The organism is Micromonospora ferruginea (assembly GCF_013694245.2).
Classification (GTDB): domain Bacteria; phylum Actinomycetota; class Actinomycetes; order Mycobacteriales; family Micromonosporaceae; genus Micromonospora; species Micromonospora robiginosa.
This window is the reverse complement of sequence record NZ_CP059322.2, coordinates 862,446-883,189: the sequence shown is the minus strand read 5'-3', so window position 1 is coordinate 883,189 and position 20,744 is coordinate 862,446. Positions and strand designations below refer to the sequence as shown.

General features: G+C 74.1%; 19 protein-coding genes. 8 read left to right on the top strand and 11 right to left on the bottom strand.

Features of this window, described 5'->3' with window-relative positions; genetic code table 11:
* Positions 1-8: 8 nt before the first annotated feature.
* From H1D33_RS04150 to H1D33_RS04120, 7 genes are all read right to left on the bottom strand, one after another.
* Positions 9-875: an HAD-IIA family hydrolase gene (locus tag H1D33_RS04150; protein WP_181569319.1), complete on the bottom strand. Its 867-nt coding sequence runs from the start codon at positions 873-875 to the stop codon at positions 9-11.
* Positions 824-1,849 carry a ferrochelatase gene (locus H1D33_RS04145; RefSeq protein ID WP_181569320.1) on the bottom strand — a complete coding sequence of 342 codons (1,026 nt, stop codon included), beginning with the start codon at positions 1,847-1,849 and terminating at the stop codon, positions 824-826. Before H1D33_RS04145 ends, H1D33_RS04150 begins: the two co-directional genes overlap by 52 nt.
* 140 nt (positions 1,850-1,989) lie before the next feature.
* Positions 1,990-2,757 (bottom strand): enoyl-ACP reductase FabI, encoded by a 768-nt coding sequence (gene fabI, locus H1D33_RS04140; protein ID WP_181569321.1) that lies wholly within the window; start codon positions 2,755-2,757, stop codon positions 1,990-1,992.
* 22 nt (positions 2,758-2,779) lie between these two features.
* Positions 2,780-3,484, bottom strand: coding sequence for a beta-ketoacyl-ACP reductase (gene fabG, locus H1D33_RS04135; protein ID WP_091066754.1), 705 nt, complete (start codon positions 3,482-3,484; stop codon positions 2,780-2,782).
* Between the two features lie 592 nt (positions 3,485-4,076).
* Positions 4,077-5,027, bottom strand: a complete 951-nt coding sequence (locus tag H1D33_RS04130) for a VWA domain-containing protein (RefSeq protein WP_181569322.1) — start codon at positions 5,025-5,027, stop codon at positions 4,077-4,079.
* Positions 5,024-5,983 carry a DUF58 domain-containing protein gene (locus H1D33_RS04125; protein ID WP_181569323.1) on the bottom strand — a complete coding sequence of 320 codons (960 nt, stop codon included), beginning with the start codon at positions 5,981-5,983 and terminating at the stop codon, positions 5,024-5,026. Before H1D33_RS04125 ends, H1D33_RS04130 begins: the two co-directional genes overlap by 4 nt.
* Positions 5,962-7,068, bottom strand: a complete 1,107-nt coding sequence (locus tag H1D33_RS04120) for an AAA family ATPase (protein WP_181569324.1) — start codon at positions 7,066-7,068, stop codon at positions 5,962-5,964. The genes H1D33_RS04125 and H1D33_RS04120 overlap by 22 nt, the downstream gene beginning before the upstream one ends.
* Before the next feature lie 241 nt (positions 7,069-7,309).
* Here H1D33_RS04120 and H1D33_RS04115 point away from each other — a divergent pair, with 241 nt between their 5' ends.
* The 3 genes from H1D33_RS04115 (at position 7,310) to H1D33_RS04105 (ending at position 9,780) form a co-directional block, all read left to right on the top strand.
* On the top strand, positions 7,310-7,537 hold the full coding sequence (locus tag H1D33_RS04115; protein WP_181569325.1) for a hypothetical protein: 228 nt from the start codon (positions 7,310-7,312) through the stop codon (positions 7,535-7,537).
* A gap of 52 nt (positions 7,538-7,589) precedes the next feature.
* Positions 7,590-8,117, top strand: a complete 528-nt coding sequence (locus tag H1D33_RS04110; RefSeq protein ID WP_181569326.1) for a PH domain-containing protein — start codon at positions 7,590-7,592, stop codon at positions 8,115-8,117.
* 286 nt (positions 8,118-8,403) lie between these two features.
* Positions 8,404-9,780, top strand: coding sequence for a PH domain-containing protein (locus H1D33_RS04105; RefSeq protein WP_414685530.1), 1,377 nt, complete (start codon positions 8,404-8,406; stop codon positions 9,778-9,780).
* An 82-nt stretch (positions 9,781-9,862) separates the two neighbouring features.
* Here the strand turns inward: H1D33_RS04105 and H1D33_RS04100 are convergent, their stop codons facing one another.
* A complete protein-coding gene (locus H1D33_RS04100; RefSeq protein WP_181569327.1) occupies positions 9,863-10,918 on the bottom strand; it encodes a phosphatase PAP2 family protein in 1,056 nt (351 codons plus the stop codon).
* Positions 10,919-11,044: 126 nt separating this feature from the next.
* On the opposite strand from H1D33_RS04100, the gene H1D33_RS04095 reads away from it, so the two are divergent.
* Together H1D33_RS04095 and H1D33_RS04090 are read left to right on the top strand one after the other, a co-directional pair.
* Positions 11,045-11,446: a thioesterase family protein gene (locus tag H1D33_RS04095; RefSeq protein ID WP_181569328.1), complete on the top strand. Its 402-nt coding sequence runs from the start codon at positions 11,045-11,047 to the stop codon at positions 11,444-11,446.
* Complete coding sequence (locus H1D33_RS04090; RefSeq protein ID WP_181569329.1) at positions 11,443-12,273, top strand: MBL fold metallo-hydrolase; 831 nt, start codon at positions 11,443-11,445, stop codon at positions 12,271-12,273. The genes H1D33_RS04095 and H1D33_RS04090 overlap by 4 nt, the downstream gene beginning before the upstream one ends.
* Positions 12,274-12,290: 17 nt before the next feature.
* Here H1D33_RS04090 and H1D33_RS04085 read toward each other — a convergent pair whose 3' ends face one another.
* Positions 12,291-13,193: an aminoglycoside phosphotransferase family protein gene (locus H1D33_RS04085; RefSeq protein ID WP_181569330.1), complete on the bottom strand. Its 903-nt coding sequence runs from the start codon at positions 13,191-13,193 to the stop codon at positions 12,291-12,293.
* A gap of 144 nt (positions 13,194-13,337) precedes the next feature.
* Between H1D33_RS04085 and H1D33_RS04080 the strand changes: the two genes are divergently transcribed.
* A complete protein-coding gene (locus H1D33_RS04080) occupies positions 13,338-14,567 on the top strand; it encodes a multidrug effflux MFS transporter (RefSeq protein WP_414685483.1) in 1,230 nt (409 codons plus the stop codon).
* Between the two features lie 39 nt (positions 14,568-14,606).
* Here H1D33_RS04080 and H1D33_RS04075 read toward each other — a convergent pair whose 3' ends face one another.
* Positions 14,607-15,557, bottom strand: a complete 951-nt coding sequence (locus tag H1D33_RS04075; RefSeq protein WP_181569331.1) for a carbohydrate kinase family protein — start codon at positions 15,555-15,557, stop codon at positions 14,607-14,609.
* 327 nt (positions 15,558-15,884) lie between these two features.
* Between H1D33_RS04075 and H1D33_RS04070 the strand changes: the two genes are divergently transcribed.
* Positions 15,885-17,015, top strand: coding sequence for a lytic polysaccharide monooxygenase auxiliary activity family 9 protein (locus H1D33_RS04070; protein WP_414685482.1), 1,131 nt, complete (start codon positions 15,885-15,887; stop codon positions 17,013-17,015).
* Between the two features lie 59 nt (positions 17,016-17,074).
* Here the strand turns inward: H1D33_RS04070 and asnB are convergent, their stop codons facing one another.
* Positions 17,075-19,036: an asparagine synthase (glutamine-hydrolyzing) gene (asnB, locus tag H1D33_RS04065; protein ID WP_181569333.1), complete on the bottom strand. Its 1,962-nt coding sequence runs from the start codon at positions 19,034-19,036 to the stop codon at positions 17,075-17,077.
* A gap of 113 nt (positions 19,037-19,149) precedes the next feature.
* On the opposite strand from asnB, the gene H1D33_RS04060 reads away from it, so the two are divergent.
* The gene (locus tag H1D33_RS04060) at positions 19,150-20,625 is read left to right on the top strand and encodes an aminopeptidase P family protein (RefSeq protein WP_181569334.1); all 1,476 of its coding nucleotides are present in this window, start codon (positions 19,150-19,152) and stop codon (positions 20,623-20,625) included.
* Positions 20,626-20,744: the final 119 nt, after the last annotated feature.

Below are 20,744 nucleotides of genomic sequence, written 5' to 3'. Positions count from 1 at the left end.
CCGCCGGCTCAGACCTCGTCGATCAGGTCGGCCACCGAGTCGACGATCCGGGACGGACGGTACGGGTACCGCTCGGCCTCGGCCCGGCTGCTGATGCCGGTGAGCACCAGGATCGTCTCCAGCCCGGCCTCCAGCCCGCAGAGGATGTCGGTGTCCATCCGGTCGCCGATCATCGCGGTGGACTCCGAGTGGGCGTCGATGGTGTTCAACGCGGAGCGCATCATCATCGGGTTGGGCTTGCCGACGAAGTAGGGCTCCACGCCGGTCGCCTTGGAGATCATCGCGGCCACCGAGCCGGCCGCCGGCAGCGCGCCCTCCACCGAGGGGCCGGTGGCGTCCGGGTTGGTGCAGATGAACCGGGCGCCGTCGTCGATCAGCCGGATCGCCTTGGTGATCGCCTCGAAGCTGTAGGTGCGGGTCTCCCCCAGCACCACGTAGTCCGGGGCGAAGTCGCTGAGCACGTATCCCACCGCGTGCAGGGCCGTGGTCAGGCCGGCCTCACCGATCACGTACGCGGTGCCGCCCGGCCGCTGGTCGGCGAGGAACTGGGCGGTGGCCAGGGCCGACGACCAGATCGCCTCCTCCGGCACGTCCAGCCCCATCCGGGCCAGCCGGGCCTGCAGGTCGCGCGGGGTGTAGATGGAGTTGTTCGTCAGCACCAGGAACGGCTTGCCGGAGGCGCGCAGCTTCTGGACGAACTCGGGGGCACCGGGCACCGGCTGGCCCTCGTGCACCAGCACGCCGTCCATGTCGGTGAGCCAGCTCTGCACCGGCTTGCGGTCATGCATCGTGTCGTCCCCAGGGTGTCGGTGATCGGTCGGGCTCAGGGCCGGCGGGCCGGGGGTACGCAGCACAGCGCCGGGCAGGTGTCCCACGCCGGCAGCTCGCCGAGGCGACGGCGCTCCCCGTCCGCCGCGATGCGCTCCCGCACCAGCTCCCGGACCATCGCCACGAAGCGCGGATCGGTGCCCGGGGTGCCGGCGCGGACGAAGTCCAGCCCGAGCTGCTTCGCCGTCTCCAGGGCCTCGGTGTCCAGGTCCCAGACCACCTCCAGGTGGTCGGAGACGAAGCCGATCGGGCTGACCACCACGCCGGTCACCCCCTGCTCGGCGAGGGCGGTCAGGTGGTCGTTGACGTCCGGCTCCAGCCACGGCACCTGCGGCGGGCCGGACCGGCTCTGCCACACCAGCTCGTACGGCAGGTCGGGCGCGGCCGCGGCGTGCACCAGGCGGGCGGTCTCCTCCAACTGCGCGGTGTAGCGGCCGCCGTGCGGGCCGGCGGTGGCGGCGGCGGAGACCGGGATCGAGTGGGCGGTGAACACCAGCCGGGTGCTGTCCCGCTTCGCCGGGTCGAGCTGGGCCAGCGCGGCACGCACCGCGTCGGCGTGCGGCTCGACGAAACCGGGATGGTCCCAGAACTGGCGCAGCTTCTCGATCACCGGGGCGTCCGGACCGACCGCGGCCCGGGCGGTGGCGATGTCCTCCTGGTATTGCCGGCAGGACGAGTAGCCGCCGTAGGCGCTGGTGACGAACGCCAACGCCCGGGTGATCCCGTCGTCGCGCATCCGCGCCACGGTGTCGGCGAGCATCGGGTCCCAGTTGCGGTTGCCCCAGTAGACCGGGAGGTCGACGCCGTTGGCGGCGAAGTCGGCCCGGATCGCCGCCAGCAGGTCGCGGCACTGCTGGTTGATCGGGGACACGCCGCCGAAGTGCAGGTAGTGCTCGGCGACCTCGGCCAGCCGCTCCGGCGGCACACCGCGCCCCCGGGTCACGTTCTGCAGGAAGGGAAGAACGTCCTCGGGCCGTTCCGGGCCACCGAAGGAGACCAGCACCAACGCGTCGTACGCCATGGCCCTATTCTTCCCCGCCCGCCGTGACGCCCGTGCGACGCCCCCGGCTCATGGCGGTAACGCCTCGGCGCCGGATGATAGGCGGGGCCCCTTCCTATGCAGAATGCGTTAAGAAGGGGCCCCTACGAACGCCTTACACCTCAGGCGCCGAGGGCGTGGTAGCCGCCGTCGACGTGGACGATCTCGCCGGTGGTGGCCGGGAACCAGTCGGACAGCAGCGCCAGGCAGGCCCGCGCGGCCGGCTCGGAGTCGGTGAGGTTCCAGCCCAGCGGCGCCCGCTCGGTCCAGGCCTCCTCGAACTGGTCGAAGCCGGGGATCGACTTGGCCGCGATGGTGCGCAGCGGGCCGGCCGCGACCAGGTTGCTGCGGATGCCCTGCTTGCCGAGGTGCAGCGCCAGGTAGCGGGAGGCGGACTCCAGCCCGGCCTTGGCCACGCCCATCCAGTCGTAGACCGGCCACGCCTTGGTGGCGTCGAAGGTGAGGCCCACCACCGCGCCGCCGGAGGACATCAGCGGCAGCGCCGCCATGGCGAGCGACTTGTAGGAGAACGTGGAGACCTGAAGCGCGGTCGCCACGTCCGCCCAGGGCGCGTCGAGGAAGCCGCCGCCGAGGCAGCTCTGCGGGGCGAAGCCGATCGAGTGCACCACCCCGTCGAGGCCGTCGACGTGCTCGCGTACCCGGTCGGCCAGGCCGGCGAGGTGCTCGTCGTTGGTGACGTCCACCTCGATCACCGGCGCCGGTTCGGGCAGCCGCTTGGCGATCCGCTCCACCAGGGAGAGGCGGCCGTAGCCGGTGAGCACGACCTGGGCGCCGTTCTCCTGGGCGAGTTTCGCCACGGAGAACGCGATGGAGGCCTCGGTGATGACACCGGTGACCAGCAGCCGCTTACCGGCCAGGAGTCCGGACATTGCGCAGTTCCTCCGTGCTCTCTCAGTGACCCATGCCGAGGCCGCCGTCGACCGGGATGACGGCGCCGGAGATGTAGCCGGCCGCGTCCGAGGCGAGCCAGGTGACCACGGCGGCCACCTCCTCCGGCTCGGCGAACCGGCCGGCCGGGATGGCCTTGCGGTATTCGGTGCGGCGCTCCTCGGGCAGCGCCGCGGTCATGTCGGTGTCGATGAAGCCGGGCGCCACCACGTTCGCGGTGATGTTGCGACCGCCCAGCTCGCGGGTGATCGAGCGGGCCACGCCGACCAGGCCGGCCTTGCTCGCGGCGTAGTTGACCTGACCCGGGCCGCCGTAGAGGCCGACCACCGAGGAGATGAAGATCATCCGGCCCCACCTGGCGCGGAGCATCTTGGTCGAGGCGCGCTTGGCGACCCGGAACGAGCCCGCCAGGTTGGTGTCGACCACCCGGGTGAACTGCTCGTCGGACATCCGCATGATCAGCGTGTCGTCGGTGATGCCGGCGTTGGCCACCAGCACCTCGACCGGGCCCAGCTCGGCCTCCACGGCGGCGAACGCGGCGTCCACCGACTCGGCGTCGGTCACGTCGCACCGCACCCCGAAGAACCCCTCGGGGGCCTCGCCGCTGCGGTGCGTCACCGCCACCCGGTCGCCCTGCTTGGCGAAGGCCTGCGCGATGGCCAGCCCGATTCCCCGGTTTCCGCCGGTCACCAGCACGGTACGGGCCACGGGTCCCCCTGAAGCTCGGTCTGATCTCTCGGTCGGTCGGAGCCTAGGGGTTACCGGCAGGTAAGCGCTAACCCGCCCAGGTCACCGCCGGGTACGGCCGCCGGCCGGACCGGGCCGGCTCACGCACCGCGTTCGGACGCCCCGCCCGGACGCGCGGTCCGCGCGCTGCCGGTGTACGCTGATCACTGTCTGCGGGCCGGTCTGCGCCCGCGTTCCGGGCCCCGCCGACCGCAGGAGGTGATCGCTGTGCGAGATAGCGATCCTCCCAGTCGTGGCCGGGCCCACCGTCAGCCCCGCTGAGCCACGGCTCGGTCGACGCGGCTGACCCGCTTCCCGCCCTCCGCACCGCATCCACTCCCCGGCCGGCATCGCCGGGGGTGGCCCTGCCGCGCGGCGGAGCACCCGGTCACGACTTCGTGTGCGTCCTTCCCGGTCCCCCTCGCGGCCCGCCTCACCGGGCCGACCGTCGCCACGGAGCGCAACCATGAGCCGTTACGCCGCACCGCTGGGCTTCACCCTCGCCGCCGTCTGGGTGGCGGTCCTGTTCGTCCTGGCCGGCGGGGGCCACTGACCCCCACCGGCCCGGTCCGGCTCAGATCAGCCGGGACGTCCAGAGCAGGCTCAACCCGCCGGCGCAGAGCGCCAGGAGCAACGCGATCCCCGCGTACCACTGGGTGATCTCCCGCGGCTCCGTGCGGTAGCCGATCGAGCTGCCCATGTCCTGGTAGACCTGCTTGAGCTCGCTCACCGAGGCGGCCTCGTAGAAGAAGCCCTGGGTGGTCTCCGCGAGCTGCGACAACGCGCTGCGGTCCACCGGTACGCGCTGGAGCTGGCCGCCGATGTCCACCTGGCCCGAGTCGGTGCCGAACGCGATGGTGGAGACCGGCACGTTGGCCGCCTGCGCCGCCGCGGCCGCCTCCTCCACCGAGCGACCCGAGGTGCGGTAGCCGTCGGAGAGCAGCACGATGCGGGCCGGCGGGATGCCGGCGGCGCCGTCGGCCGGCACCGACCGGATCGCCTCCAGGCAGGTGAACACCGCCTCACCGGTGGCGGTCGCCTCGGCCAGCACCAGCCCGTCGATGGCGGCGGTCACCGCGCCCCGATCCTTGGTCGGCGCCACCAGCACGTTCGCCGACTTGGCGAACGAGACCAGCCCCAGGTTGTAGCTCTCCGGCAGCTCGCCGACGAACTGCTTGGCCGCCTCCTGGGCCGCCTCCAGCCGGTTCGGCGCCACGTCGTCGGCCTGCATGGACAGCGACACGTCGATGGCGAGCATCACGGTGGCCCGTTCCAGCGGCTCCCGGGTGTCGACCGCCGGCCGGGCCAGCCCGGTGGCCAGCACCAGCAGGCAGAGCAGGAACGCGGTCGCCGCCGCGTGCCGGCGCCAGCCGAGCCCCTTCGGGGCGACGGTGCGCAGCAGGTCGACGTTGGTGAAGCGCAGGGCGTACTGCCGGCGGTGCAGTTGCCGCCAGACGTACGCGGCGGCGAGGGCGAGCACCGGCAGCACGGCCAGCAGCCACCACGGTTGCAGAAAACGGATCATCGGGTCGTCCCTCGGGTACGGGCGTGCCGCTGCGCGGCGACGAAACGCACCATGTCCAGCAGCCAGTCTCGGTCGGTACGCAGGCGCAGGTGGGCCGCGCCCGCGGTGCGCAGCTCGGCGGCGATCGCCCCGCGCTGGGCGGCCGCCGCCTCGGCGTACCGGCGGCGCAGGCCGGGGTCGGCGGTCTGCACCTCGTGCAGCTCGCCGGTCTCCGGATCGACCACCGGCAGCACCCCCACGTTGGGCAGTTCCAGTTCGCGCGGGTCGACCACCTCGACGGCCAGCACGTCGTGACGGACCCGCAGCCTACGCAGCGGACGGCCCCACCGCTCGGGCGGCGAGAGGAAGTCGGAGATCACCACCGCCACCCCCCGCCGGCGGGGTGGCCGGTTGAGCATGTCCACGAGCGCGCCGAGATCGCTGCGACCGGGCCGGACCTCGGTGCCGGCGACCGCGCGCAGCAGCCCCTGCGCCTCCTTGCGACCGGCGCGGGCGGGCAGCCGCAGCAGCGTCCCCGGCCCGCCGGCCGCCGCGCCGGTGCCGACCACCGCGCCGATCCGGTTACCGCCGCGCACGGTCAGGTGGGCCAGCGCGGCGACCGCGGCGACCGCCACGTCGCGCTTGAGCCAGCGCCCGGTGCCGAAGTCGAGGCTGGCCGACAGGTCGACCGCCAGCCACGTCTCCAGTTCGCGGTCGGCCACCGTACGCCGCACGTGCGGCATGGTGGTGCGGGCGGTCACCGGCCAGTCCATCCGGCGCACGTCGTCGCCGGGTCGGTACTCCCGGGACTCCCCCGCCTCGCTGCCCGGGCCGGGCAGCAGGCCGGCGTAGTCGCCCTGGAGCAGCCCGTCCAGCTTGCGGGTGACCATGAGCTGGAGCCGGGCCAGCACCGCGCCCGAGCGGTCGCCGGTGGCCGGCAGCCGGGTGGGCGGGGTCACGGCCGCTGCCCGGGCCACCCGTGTCCTCCGACCGCCGGCGGCGGTGGCGTGGCCTGCTGGCGGGGCGCGACGGCGGGCAGCGGGATGGTCGACATCACCCGGTGCACGATGTGGTCGGCCGGCACGTCGTCGGCGAGCGCGTCGTAGCTGAGCACCAGCCGGTGGCGCAGGATGTCCGGCGCGATGTCCTGCACGTCCTGCGGCAGCGCGTAGTCGCGGCCACGCAGCAGCGCCAGCGCGCGGGTGGCCCGGACCAGGCCGAGCGAGGCGCGCGGGCTGGCGCCGTACTGGATGAGCTGGGCCACGTCGGGCATGCCGTGCTCGGCCGGGGCGCGGGTGGCGAGCACCAGCCGGACCGCGTAGTCGACGAGCGCGTTGTGCACGAAGACCTGGTCGGCCTTGCGCTGCAGGGCGATCAGGTCGGGGGTGTCGAACACCGGCGCCGGCTCGGGCGGCGCCACGCCCATCCGGTAGACGATCTCGCGTTCCTCGGCGTCGGTCGGGTAGCCCACCACGATCTTCATCAGGAACCGGTCCCGCTGCGCCTCGGGCAGCGGGTAGACGCCCTCCTGCTCGATCGGGTTCTGGGTGGCCATCACCAGGAACGGGTCCGGCACCCGGTGCGTCTCGCCGCCGATGGAGACCTGCCGCTCGCTCATCACCTCCAGCAGCGCCGACTGCACCTTCGCCGGCGCCCGGTTGATCTCGTCGGCGAGCAGGAAGTTGACGAACACCGGGCCCAGCTCGACGTCGAACTTCTCGCTGGACTGCCGGTAGATCCGGGTGCCCATGATGTCGGCCGGCACCAGGTCGGGGGTGAACTGCACCCGGGCGAAGGAGCCGCCGACGACCTGCGCCAACGTCTCGACGGCGAGCGTCTTGGCGACCCCGGGCACCCCCTCCAGCAGGCAGTGCCCCCGGGCCAGCAGCGCGACGAACATCCGCTCGACCATCCGGTCCTGGCCGACGATCACCCGTTTGATCTCGAACAGCGCCCGCTCCAGCAGCGTGGCGTCCTGCGCCGGGGTGGTGGTCGCCGGCGGCGGCGCGTCCGGCGGCGCCTCGGTCGGGTTCGGCACGTCGGGCGTGGTCGGCTGGGCCACCGGTCCTCCACAGCTGGGTCGTCGTCGCGTCGTGGTGCGAGTCAAGACTGTCATGCCTTGCCGAGAGCCGACGGCGGGAGAGGCACGATTTTCGGCGCGCCACGGCCGGTCGCCCGGAAAACGCTGAACACGGGTGGACAACTGGGGGTCCGGCGCGTGTACGATTCACCCCGTCGCCGGGCGGCTCCCCCCGTGGCCGCCCGGCGCTAAAACTCCCGGCGCGCGGCCTAGACTCGCCCCGGTGACCACTCCCAGCCCGGACGAAGCGCCGATCTGCTCGGCGCGGGGATGTCGTGCCCCCGCCCGGTTCCAGTTGCGCTGGCAGAATCCCCGCCTGCACCCGCCCGAGCGGCGCAAGACCTGGTTGGCCTGCCCGGACCACCGCGCGTCGCTCGGGGACTTCCTCGACGCACGCGGCTTCCTGCGCGAGGTGGTGCCGCTGCCCGGATCGCCTACGCTCGGATCGTGAGCGAGCAGACGATCAGGCCCCACGCCACCGGCGGACGCGGCGGTGCCACCCGGTGACCGGCGACGACCTCGCCGGCCGGTCGGTCGCCCCGCGCGGCCCGCTGGAGCCCTGGCCGGAGACGGTCCACTGGCAGCCGATCTCCCGCGACCTGATCTGGGTGGAGCTGATCCGGCTCGGCATCGGCCTCGCCGTGGCGCTGGTGGTGCTCGGCGCGGCGTGGGCGCTCTCCGGCCACTGGCTGCTCGGCGCCGCCGTCGGCGTGGCGCTGCTGCTGTCCGCCTGGCGGGCGATCACCATCGTGCGCGCGGTCCGCGCCTGGGGGTACGCCGAGCGCGACGACGATCTCCTGGTGCGCCACGGACTGCTGGTGCGCCGGCTCTCCATCGTCCCGTACTCGCGGATGCAGTTCGTGGACGTGAGCGCCGGTCCCCTGGAGCGCGCCTTCGACCTGGCCACCGTGCAGTTGCACACCGCGGCGGCGGCCAGCGACGCCCGGGTGCCCGGCCTGCGTCCGGCCGAGGCGTCCCGCCTGCGCGACCGGCTCACCGCCCTGGGCGAGGACCGGGCGGAGGGCCTGTGAGCGCGAGGAGTGAGCCGGGCCTGCGAGCCCCGCGGTCGCGAACGAAAGTTGTCCGGTGAGCGCTCCCGGCGCGCAGCCGTCGCCGGAGGAACGGCCGGGCCCGCCGGCCGCCCCGGGGCCGGTGACGAACGGGCAGCCGTGGCCCCCGGCGTCGGGGTACCCCCCACCCGCGCCGGCGCCGGACCATGCCCCGCCACCGGGCTGGGACGGCCCCCTCCCCGACCGAACTCCGCCGCCCGGCTACGGCACGCCGGCCGGCCCGCAGGCTCAGCCGTGGCCCGGTCCGGTGCCGCCCGGTCCGGTGCCGCCCGGGGGGTGGGGACCGGCGCCGTGGGGGCCGCCGGGCGGCGAGGAGCCCCGGCAGCGGCTGCACCCGCTGAGTCCCGCGCTGCACGGCGCGAAGTCGCTGGTCGTGGTGATCGCCGGCCTCTCCTGGTCGACCCTGTCCCGGGTCGGCTTCGGATGGTTCGCCGTGCTGGTCGCGGTCTTCGTCCTCGGCGCCACCGTGCTGTCGGTGATCAGTTGGTGGAACACCGGCTACCACGTGGTCGGGCGCGAGCTGCGGGTGCACGAGGGGCTGCTGTGGCGGCGTACCCGGGCCATCCCGCTGGAGCGGTTGCAGGCGGTGGAGGTGGTCCGGCCGCTGCTGGCCCAGCTCACCGGTCTGGCCGAGCTACGGCTGGAGGTGGTCGGGGGGGGCAAGACCGAGGCGCCGCTGGCGTACCTCGGGGTGGCCGAGGCCACCGCGTTGCGGCAGCGGCTGCTCGCCGTGGCCGGTCGGGCCCCGGCCCCCGCGCCCGTGCCCGCCGACGGCGGCGGCGTGCCGGCCGCCCCGGCGCCGGCCGGCCGCCGGCTGCACGCCGTCCGCAACCAGGACCTGCTGGTCAGCCAGTTGCTCACCCCGCAGGCGTTCCTGTTGCCGCTCGGCCTGGCCTTCGTGGTGGCGCAGTTCCTGTCCGAGGGCTCGTGGTCGTTCATCGCGGTGGCCAGCACGCTCACCGCGATGGCCGGGGTGCTGCTGCAACCGGTCCGCCGGGTGCTCGACGACTGGAGCTTCCGGCTCGACGCCGACGGCGACACGCTGCGCGTGCACAACGGGCTGCTGGAGACGCGGATGCAGACGGTCCCGCTGCACCGGGTGCAGACGGTCGGGGTGACCTGGCCGCTGCTCTGGCGGGTGAAGGGCTGGCTGCGGCTGCGGTTGGAGGTGGCCGGCTACTCGGCGGCCGAGCCGGACGACCGCAACCGCCCGGACCGGCTGCTGCCGGTCGGCGACGCCGGCACCGGGGCGCGGGTGGTGGCGGAGGTGCTGCCCGGTGTCCGGCTGGACGCGCTGCCCGGCACGCCGCCGCCGGTACGCGCCCGGTGGCTGCGCCCGCTGAGCCGGGCGGCGGTCGGCGCCGGGCTCGACGAGCGGGTCTTCGTGGCCCGGTCCGGCTTGCTGACCCGCCGGGTGACGCTGGTGCCGTACGCCCGGATCCAGAGCGTGCGGGTCACCCAGGGGCCGGCGCAGCGGCGGCTGCGGCTGGCCACGGTGCACGCCGACACCGCCGGTGGCGCCGGCGCGGCGGCGGTCGACCGGGACCTGGCCGACGCGTGGGCCCTGGCCGCGGAGCTGACCACCCGCGCCCGCACCGCGCGCCAAGCCGATCGTTCCGTGTAAGGAAGGGCCCCTTCTTAACGCATTCGGTAGAGGCGGGGCCCCTTGTTAACCACTACCGCCCGCCACGCGTCCGCCGGGCCGGTCAGCGACGCTCGGCAGGGACTGCGTCCGGGTCGGCGGCGAGCGCGGCGTCCGGACCGGCGGCGGGGGCGGTGACGCCGGTCACGGCGGCCGGCGTCCCGGCGCGGCGGGCCCGCCGCGCCCGCCACCAGCGCTCGACCAGGCCGACCACCAGGAACGTCATCCCGACGTACGCCCAGCCGACCAGCACGTCGATCAGGTAGTGCTCGCCGCTGTACATCAGCGTGAACGTCATGGCCAGCGGGTAGGCCAGCAGCAGCGGCCACCACCGCTTGCGCACCGAGCGCAGGAAGAACAGCACCACGAACAGCGCGAACGCGGTGTGCAGCGACGGCATGGCGGCGACCGGGTTGGAGGCGACCTGCCCGGCGTTGAGCAGGTTGCCCGCGCCGTGCATGCCGATCTCCTTCCAGCCCCGGGTGGAGATCCGGGCCACCTCGGTGAGCAGCCCGTTCTGCGCCGCCCACCACGGCGGCGCGGCCGGGTAGACGAAGTAGGTGACCAGCCCGGCCGCGCACAGGAAACCCCACCGCGTCATGTAGCTGATCCAGCGCTCCCGGTTGCGCATCCAGAGCACCGCGGCGGCGGCCAGCGTCGCCACGAAGTGCGAGAAGTAGATCCAGCTCACCAGCACGTCCCACCAGCGCACCCGGGCGGGGTCGTAGAGGTGCTGCTGAAGCCAGACGGTCGGCACCTCGCCGCCGGTGACCCACCCGGTCAGGAACCGGTCGGCGACGATCAGCTCCATGGCGTGCGGGGTGGCGCCGTTGTCGGCGAACCCGCGGGACAGGTTGTACGCGGCGAGCAGCAGCACCACCGGGATCCAGTCCCGCGCGAAACGCAGGTGGCTGCGCCACGGCCGGTTCGAGTTCCAGGCGACCGTGCCGGCCCAGATCCACAGGAACGCGTACGCCGGGTCGGTCGGCAGGCCGATGGCGAGCCAGGCGGCGACGAAGGCGACGCCCCAGACGGCCATCGCGATCACGCGACGGCGCCCGCCGTCGGGGACGCGGTCGGTCCGGCGGGGGCGGGGGCGGGGATCTGTCAGCACGGCCATCGCGGTCAAGGTTAACGGCGGGCCACCGGAGGGCCGACGCCGACCGTCGGGGCCCGGCCCGTCCCGGCGTCGGGGGCCGGCCCGGACGCGGGACGGCTCCGCGCTCGCTGCACTAGGCTCGGCCGCATGCAGGAGCAGCCGGATTCGCCCTTCGTGCCGGGCCTGACCGCCCGGGTCGAGCTGACCGTGACCGACACGGACACCGCCCTGGCGCTGGGCTCGGGGGACGTGCCGGTGCTCGGCACTCCCCGGGTGGTGGCGCTGGCCGAGGCGGCCACCGTGGCCGCGCTCGCCGCCCGGCTGCCCGCCGGCGCCACCACGGTCGGTGTCCGGGTCGAGCTGGAGCACCGCACGGCCACCCCGGTGGGACGGGCCGTCTCCGCCCACGCCGAGCTGGTGAAGGTCGACGGCCGCCGGCTGGTCTTCGAGGTGACCGTGACGGACGGCAACGCGGTGGCCGCGCAGGGGCGCGTCGAGCGGGCGCTCGTCGACCGGCAGCGCTTCGTCGAGCGGGCCACGCGCGCGTGACGACCGCCGCCTTCGCCGAGATCGCCGCCGGCGTACACCTGCTGCGCGAGCCGCTGCTGCACGTCAACGTGGTGCTGGTGGTGGGCGACGGCGCCGCGTTGCTGGTGGACACGCTCTCCACGGCCGGGCAGGCCCGGGAGCTGGCCGCCGCCGCGCGGGCGGTCACGCCGCACCCGTGGACGATCGTCAACACCCACCACCACTTCGACCACTGCTTCGGCAACGCCACCCTGGCCGGGCCGGACACCCCGGTGTACGCGCAGGCCCAGGCCGTGGCCGTGCTGCGCGACCACCCCGACGAGCTGCGCCGGGCGGCGTACCAGGAGATGCGCGCCGAGCAGCCCGCGCTGGCCGACGAGCTGGCGCGCACCGAGCTGCGGGTCCCGACGCACACGGTGCACTCCGAGACGGCGCTGGACGTCGGCGGGCGGCGGGTGCTGCTGCGTCACCCCGGGCACGGGCACACCGACGCCGACCTGGTGGTGCACGTGCCGGACGCGGACGTGCTGGTGGCCGGTGACCTGGTGGAGCAGAGCGGGCCGCCGGCGTTCGAGGAGTCGTACCCGTTGCGGTGGCCGGACGCGGTGGCCGACCTGCTGCGGCTGACCACCCCGGCCACGGTGGTGGTGCCGGGCCACGGCGAACCGGTCGACGTGGCGTTCGTCCGCGAGCAGCACGACCGGCTCGCCCGGCAGGCGTGGCTGATCCGCGCCGGTCACACCGGCAGCGCCCCGCCGGAGCGGGTGGCCGCCGAATCGCCGTTCGGCGCCCGGCCCGGCCTGATCGCGGCCCGCCGCGGCTACGCGGAGCTCGACGGCACGGCGTGAGCGGCCGGCCGGCTGGCTCAGTCGGCGTCGGCGACGATCTCCCGCAGCCGGTTGCGGCACTCGGCGACGAACGTCGGGAAGGTGTGCCAGTAGTACGAGACGCCGCCGGCCGCCGCGGCGATCGCCCAGGCCCGCGCCCGCGCCCAGGTCTCGTCGTCCACGCCGAGCGCCTCCCGGTAGGCGTGCCGGGCCTCGGGCGGCAGGTCCCAGGTGGGGGCGTGTTCCGCGTCGGGGTGCCCGACGGTGAGGCCCCCGAAGTCGATGACCGCGTGCAGCCGGCCGTCGCGGACGAGGAGGTTGGTGGGCTTCAGGTCGCTGTGCAGCCAGACGTGCGGGCCGGCGGGCTCGGGCCGCGCGAGGCCGGCCCGCCACAGCCGGTCCAGCCGGTCGACGTCCACCTCCGCGCCGATGGTGCGCCGGCAGTCGTCGAGCGCCCCGCTGATCCATTCGTCGCAGGGGTGCAGGCTGCCGCCGCGATAGCCGCTCAGGTCGCCCGCCCGGGTCGCGCCGGCGAGGTCGAGCGCGTGCAGCTCCCGTACCGTCGAGGCCAGGTCGGCGCCGAGCGCGGCCCAGTCGGAGACGGTGTCGGGCCGGACCTCGTCGCCGTCGATCCACCGGTAGACCGACCAGGGCAGTCCGAACGCGGCGGACGGCGCGCCGGCGTGCCGCGGCTCCGGCACCGGGAACGACAGCCGCGACGCCAGGCGCGGCAGCCACCGCTGCTCCTTGCGCAGGGAGGCGGCCTTCTCGGCGGTACGGGGCAGGCGGACGAGCAGGTCGTCGCCGAGCCGGTACATGGTGTTGTCGGTGCCGGACCCGGCGGGCCGCAACGGCAGCGCGGCCCACTGCGGGCACTGCTCGGCCAGGAGCGACCGGACCACGGACTCGTCCACCGGTACCTCGTCGTGGTGCAACGTCACGTGGAGATCATTGTGCCGGAGCCGTGCGGCGGCCACCGATTTCCGGGTCCGGGCGCGCGCAGCCGGACCACCGGCGGCCGGCGGGGTGACGGGCGCGGGCCAGCAATAAGGTAGCCCGAGCCAACGATCCTGGGGGGACCTCTCGTGAGCCAGACCGTGCGGACCGCCGCGCGCCCGCCCGTCCGCCCGTCCACCCCCGGCGGCGCGGCCCTGCTGGTGCTGCTCGGCACGCTCACCGCGATCGGCCCGCTCTCGCTGGACATGTACCTGCCGGCGTTCCCGGCGATGGCCCGCGAACTCGGCGCCGACCAGGCCGGCATCCAGCTCTCGCTGACCACCTGCCTGATCGGCCTGGCGCTGGGCCAACTGGTCACCGGCCCGCTCAGCGACCGCTGGGGGCGGCGCCGTCCGGTGCTGATCGGCGTCGTCGCGTACGCGGTGCTGGCGCTGGCCTGCGCCGCGGCGCCCACCGCCCCGCTGCTGGCCGCCGCGCGGTTCGCGCAGGGGATGGCCGGCGGCATGGGCGTGGTGGTCGCCCGCGCGGTGGTCCGCGACCTCTACGCCGGCCGGGACGCGGCCCGGTACTTCTCCCGGCTCACCCTGGTCTTCGGGGTGGCGCCGGTGGCCGCGCCGAGCGTCGGCAGCCTGGTGCTGCGGTTCGGCTCCTGGCGGGCGGTCTTCCTCACCCTGGCCGCCATCGGGGTGGTGCTGGCCGTCGCGGTCGCGCTGCGCCTGCCGGAGACGCTGCCGGCCGAGCGCCGCAGCACCGGCGGGCTGGCCACCACCGTCCGGACCATGCGGTCGCTCGCCGCCGACCGGGTCTACCTCGGGTACGCGCTGACCCAGGGCTTCGCGTTCGCCGGGCTGTTCGCGTACATCTCCGGGTCGTCGTTCGTGTTCCAGGACGTCTTCGGCGTCTCGGCGGCCGTGTTCAGCGTGCTCTTCGGGGTGAACGCGCTCGCGCTGGTGGCCACCGGGCAGCTCAACGCCCGGCTGCTCGACCGGTTCAGCCCGCGCCGGCTGCTGGTCGCCACGCTGGTGGTCGGCGTGGTCACCGCCGCCGGCGTGCTGACCGGCGCGCTCGCTGGCAGCCTCGCCGTCACGGCGGTGGCGCTGTTCGCGTTCGTGGGCTCGCTGGGCATGGTGATGCCGAACAGCACCGCGCTGGCGCTGGACGCGCACGCCCGGCACGCCGGCACCGCCGCCGCCCTGATGGGCGGCATCCAGTCGGTGGTCGGCGCGCTCGCCGCGCCGCTGGTCGGCCTCGGTGGCGAGGGCAGCGCGCTGCCGATGGCCGCCGTGCTGGCCGGCGCCGCCGCGCTCTCCCTGACCGCCGTGCTGACCCTCGCCCGCCGCCGACCGCCCGGCGCCTAGCGCGGGTGTTAAGCGGGGGCCCCGCCTCTACCGGAGGCGTTAAGCGGGGGCCCCGCCTTTCACCGCGAAGCGGGTGGCGACGGCGGCGCGGGTGGGCATGGCGGTGGCGCCGCCGGGCGACTCGCAGACCAGGCCGGCGACCCGCAGCGCGAACGCCACCCGCTCCCGCCAGCCGATCGGGTCGGCCGGCTCGCCGGCGGCGAGCAGCTCGGCCACCAGCGCGCCCATCACCGAGTCGCCCGCGCCGGTGGCGTCCACCGCGTCGACCTTCGGCGCGGGCACCCGCACCACGTCGTCGCCGGCCGCGACCAGCGCACCGTCCGCGCCGAGCGTCACCACCACCGTGCTCGCGCCCAACTCCCGCAGGTACGCGGCGACGCCCTCCACCGGCTCGTCGGGGTAGAGCACCCGGGCGTCCGCGGCGCTCAGCTTCACCAGGTGCGCGGCGGCGGCGAACTCGGCGACCACGCCCCGCAGCGCGTCGAGCGCGCCGGGCGCGGTGAGCAGGCTGGGGCGCACGTTCGGGTCGAACACCCGCAGCCCGCCGGCGACCGCCCAGGCCCGGCGGGCGGCGGCCAGCACCGGCGGGTCGAGCAGCACGATCGAGCCGCAGTAGAGCACGTCCGCGCCCTCGACCAGCGCCACGTCGAGGTCGTCCGGGCCGAGCAGGGCGTACGAGCGCGGCTCGCCGTAGAAGCGGAACTCCGGCTCCGGGCCGGCGAAGGTGGCCACCGCCAGCGCGGTCGGCGCGGGCACGGTCACCGCCCCGCGCACGCCCACACCGGCGCCGGTGAGGAAGGCGCGGATCCGGCCGGCCAGCGCGTCGTCGCCGAGCGAGCCGACGAACTGCACGTCCCCGCCGAGGCGGGCGATCGCCACCGACACGTTGAGCGGTCCGCCGCCGACGGCCTGGCGGTAGACGGGTTCCCCGTCGTGCTCGGCGTCGAGCAGGTCGACGAGCGCCTCGCCGAGCACCACCGCGTACCCCATCCTGGCTCCCCTCGTTGTCCTCCCCCGATCCTGGCGCATCGCGGGCGGCCACGCGACGCGACCCGGGGCATCGACCGGTGGCTATTGCATGCGGCGACCGGACGTGATGGGATGGCGCTACCGGAAGGGCGCGGTGGGCTGCCGCGTCGCCGGGTCGAGCCGACGCGAGGGCATCCCCGGTCCGTGGCACGGACCGCAGGCGGTGCGCGCCCACCGACGGCCCCGGCCGCACGCCGACCGCCGGGCGCGGGCACCGCGATGATCGCATCCGCTCGTCGCAGCGGGGCGGGCCGAAGCGGGCCACGCTCCGCGAGTCAGGAGATCCCCGTGCACCGATCCCGTACGGCCGCGCTCGTCACCGCGGCCCTCACCCTGGCCGTGGGCGCGTTCGCCCTGGCCTCCGGGCCCGACCCGGCCGCCGCGCACGGCGCAGCGATGACGCCGGGCGCCCGCACCTACCTGTGTTGGAAGGACGGCCTCACCGGCACCGGTGAGATCCGGCCCAACAACCCCGCCTGCGCGTCGGCCGTCGCGGAGAACGGGGCGAACTCGCTCTACAACTGGTTCAGCGTGCTGCGCTCCGACGCGGGCGGCCGGACCACCGGGTTCATCCCCGACGGCAAGCTGTGCAGCGGCGGCAACCCGAACTTCAGCGGCTACGACGCGGCCCGCAACGACTGGCCGGTCACCCACCTGACCGCCGGGCGGTCGATGGAGTTCCGCTACAGCAACTGGGCCCACCACCCGGGCACGTTCTACTTCTACGTGACCAAGGACAGCTGGTCCCCGACCCGGCCGCTGGCCTGGAGCGACCTGGAGACGCAGCCGTTCCTGCAGGTGACCAACCCGCCGCAGAGCGGCGCGGTGGGCACGAACGACGGCCACTACTACTTCACCGGCACCCTGCCGACGAACAAGAGCGGCCGGCACATCATCTACTCGCGCTGGGTGCGCTCGGACAGCCAGGAGAACTTCTTCGGCTGCTCGGACGTGACGTTCGACGGCGGCAACGGCGAGGTGACCGGCATCGGCTCGGGCGGCAACCCCTCGCCGACGCCGACGAACCCGAACCCGACGCCCACCAACCCCACCCCGACGCCGACGAACCCGACGCCGACGCCGACCGGCCCGACGCCCACGCCGACCATGCCGGCCGGCAACTGCATGGCGGTCTACAAGGTGGTCAGCGCCTGGGGCGGCGGCTTCCAGGGCGAGGTCATGATCATGAACCACAGCACCCGGACGTACTCCGGGTGGACCGCGAACTGGACCTGGCCCAGCGGCCAGACCATCAACCAGGTGTGGAACGGCACGTTGAGCGGCAGCGGGGCGTCGGTGACGGTCACCAACGCCGCCTACAACGGCAGCATCGCACCCGAGGGAACCACGACGTTCGGCTTCACCGCGAACGTCTCCGGCCAGAACACGCTACCCACGGTCACCTGCACCGGCCGGTGACCACCGATTGAGCGAGGGCCCCCGGGGGCGCACCCCGGGGGCCCATCGTCACGTCCGGGTCAGCGGACCATGCTGCCCACGACCGGCTTGGTCAGCAGCGCGGACTGGTTGCGCTGGATGCCCGGGTCGAGCGTCTTCGCCACGAAGATGGCGTGCCAGATGCAGAAGATCAGCACGGTCCACACCTTGCGGGAGTGGTCCGCCTCCTCCCGCTTGTGCTCCTCCAGCAGCCGCATCGCGTACGACAGGTCGATCAGGTCGCCCGCGCCGGAGGTGGCCAGCACGTGCCGGGCCCACTCGTACATCTCGCCGCGCAGCCAGACCCGGGTCGGGGTCGGGAAGCCCAGCTTCTTGCGGTTGACGATGGCCGGCGGCACCACGCCCTGCAGCGCCTGGCGCATGGCGTACTTGGTGGCCTCGGAGCGCGGCGGCAGCTTCAGGTCGACCGGGATGCCGGCGGCGACGTCGAACACCTCCCGGTCCAGGAACGGCACCCGCACCTCCAGCGAGTGCGCCATCGAGATCCGGTCCGCCTTGACCAGGATGTCGCCGCGCAGCCAGGTGTAGAGGTCGACGTACTGCATCTTGGTGACGTCGTCCAGCTCGGTGCACTCGGCGTAGATCGGCGCGGTCACGTCGGTGTAGCGCACCGAGGGGTCGTAGCGGCGCAGCAGGTGCTGCTTCTCCTCCTCGGTGAACATCCGGGCGTTGCCGTAGTAGCGCTCCTCGATCGGGGTGGTGCCGCGCTCCAGGAAGCTCTTGCCCTTGACCCCCTGCGGGATCGCCCGGGAGACCGCCCGCAGGCCCTTCTGCACGCCGTCCGGCAGGCCGTTCACACTGCTCAGCGAGAGCGGCTCGCGGTAGATCGTGTAGCCGCCGAAGAACTCGTCCGCGCCCTCGCCGGAGAGCACCACGGTGACGTGCTCGGCGGCCTTCTTCGCCACGAAGTAGAGCGGCACCAGGGCCGGGTCGGCGACCGGGTCGTCCAGGTGCCAGACGATCTTCGGCAGCGCGTCGATCATGTCCTGCGGCCCGATCTTGGTCGGGATGGTGGTCACGTCGAGGTGCCGGGCCGACTCCTGGGCCACGTCGATCTCGGAGTAGCCGGGCACGTCGTAGCCGACGGTGAAGGTGAGGATGTTCGGGTTGAACTCGCGGGCCAGCGCCACCACCGCGGTGGAGTCGATGCCGCTGGACAGGAACGAGCCGACCGGCACGTCCGAGCGCATGTGCATCCGGACGCTCTCCCGCAGCGTCTCCCGGATGTCGTGGTAGAGCCGCTGCTCGTCCGGGACCGGGGCGGGCCGGAACACCGGCCGGTACCAGCGGCGCACGTCGATCCGGCCGTCCGGGCTCCAGGTCAGGTACTCCCCCGAGCCGATCCGGCTGATGCCCTTGTGCAGCGTGCCCGGCTCCGGGACGTACTGCAGGGTCAGGTAGTGGCTCAGGTTCGCGGTGTCGATCCCCGCGTCGCCCTGGTAGGCGGAGTGCGCGAACGGCAGCAGCGCCTTCTTCTCCGAGGCCAGGTAGAGGCCGTCCTGGGTCTGGAGGTAGTGCAGCGGCTTGATGCCGAAGTAGTCCCGGGCGCCGAACGCCCGCCGCTCCTGCCGGTCCCAGATCACGAAGGCGAACATGCCGCGCAGCCGGGTGAGCACCTGCTCACCCCAGTAGTGGTAGCCGGCGACGATCACCTCGCCGTCGCCGTTGGTGGCGAACTGGGCGCCGTAGTCGCGGATCAGCTCGTCGCGCAGCTCGATGTAGTTGTAGATCTCGCCGTTGAAGGTGAGCAGGTAGCGCCCGCCCGCGTAGGGCAGGGGCTCGTGGCTGAGCGCCACGTCGATGATCGCCAGCCGCTTGTGCGCGAACACGCCGTCCGCGTACCGGCCGGAGGCGTCGCCGACCACCTCGACCCCGGTCTCGTCCGGGCCCCGGTGGTGCAGGCACTCCAGTGCGCCGGCGATGTGGTCGCGGTGGGCGGCGGCGTCGCCGCGCGCGCTGAAGAAGGCCAGGAGTCCGCACATGACGGCCATCTTTCCACGCGCCGGAAGCCGCCGTCGCGGCACCGCAGGCACTCCCCGCCGTCGTGCGCGCGGTACCGTCGGGACCAGCGACGAGGCTCAGGGAGGGGCGGATCATGGCCGAGGAGCGGACGCAGCAGGGCAAGCCGGCGGACGGCACGGAGTCGCACGACCCGGACTTCCCGGAGGCGTTCCTGTCGTTCATGCGGCAGGGCTGGCGGGACACCGAGCTGCCGGTCACCCCCCGCGCGGAGGTGCCCAACCACGCCAAGCGGCGGGCCGCGCTGGCCGAGGCGTTCCCGGGCGAGACGCTCGTCATCCCCACCGGCAACGAGAAGGTCCGCGCCAACGACACCGACCACCGGTTCCGGCCGGGCAGCGACTTCGCGTACCTGACCGGCGACATGGAGCCCGACAGCGTCCTGGTGCTGCGGCCGGGCGGCGAGGCCACGCTGTTCATGCGGCCGCGGTCGTCGCGGGCGACCGACGAGTTCTTCCGCAGCCGCCACGGCGAGCTGTGGGTGGGCCGCCGGCCGACGTTGCGCGAGAAGTCGACCGAGCTGGGCCTGCCGACCGCCGACCTGAGCGAGCTGGACGCGGCGCTGGCCGACCTGGCCCCGGGGCGGACCCGGGTGCTGCGCGGCTTCGACGCCCGGGTGGACGCCGCGGTGCGCCGCCACGACGGGCCGCGGGCCGAGGGCCAGCCGGGTCGCGACCGCGAGCTGGCCATCGCGATCTCCGAGCTGAAGCTGGTCAAGGACGAGTGGGAGATCGCGCAGCTCCAGGAGGCGTGCGACGCGACGGTGCGCGGCTTCGAGGACGTGGCGCGGGTGCTGCCGGCCGACCGGGCGATCTCGGAGCGGCTGCTGGAGGGCGTCTTCGCGCTGCGTGCCCGGCACGACGGCAACGAGGTCGGCTACGGCTCGATCGTCGGGGCCGGCGAGCACGCCACGATCCTGCACTGGGTGCACAACCACGGCGCCACCCGTCCGGGTGACCTGCTGCTGATGGACATGGGGGTGGAGAACCGCAACCTCTACACCGCCGACGTGACCCGGGTGCTGCCGGTCGACGGCCGGTTCACCCCGTTGCAGCGGCAGGTCTACGACGCGGTCCACGCCGCCCAGCAGGCTGGCATCGACATGTGCAGGCCCGGGGTGGGGTTCCGCGACGTCCACCTGGCCTCGATGCGGGTGCTGGCCGAGGCGCTCAAGGATCTCGGGCTGCTGCCGGTGAGCGTGGACGAGGCGATGGACCCGGCCTCCACGGTCTACCGCCGCTGGACGCTGCACGGCACCAGCCACATGCTCGGCCTCGACGTGCACGACTGCGCCAACGCCCGCAAGGAGACCTACCGCGACGGGCCGCTCGGCGAGGGCTACGTGCTGACCGTCGAGCCGGGGCTCTACTTCCAGCCGGAGGACGAGCTGGTCCCGGAGGAGCTGCGCGGCATCGGCGTGCGGATCGAGGACGACATCCTGGTGACCGCCGACGGTCCGGTGAACCTCTCGGCGGGCCTGCCGCGGGGTTCCGACGAGGTGGAGACCTGGCTGGCCGAGCAGCGTGAGGCGGGTCCGCGCCTGCCCGGCTGAGTCTCCCGGACCGACCGACGTCTTCGGCGGGCCCGCACCAGTCTCCGGTGCAGGCCCGCCCGCTTTCCATCATCTTTGCGTAGTTTCTTCGGATAAGACCTTCTCGCGAGGATCCTTCT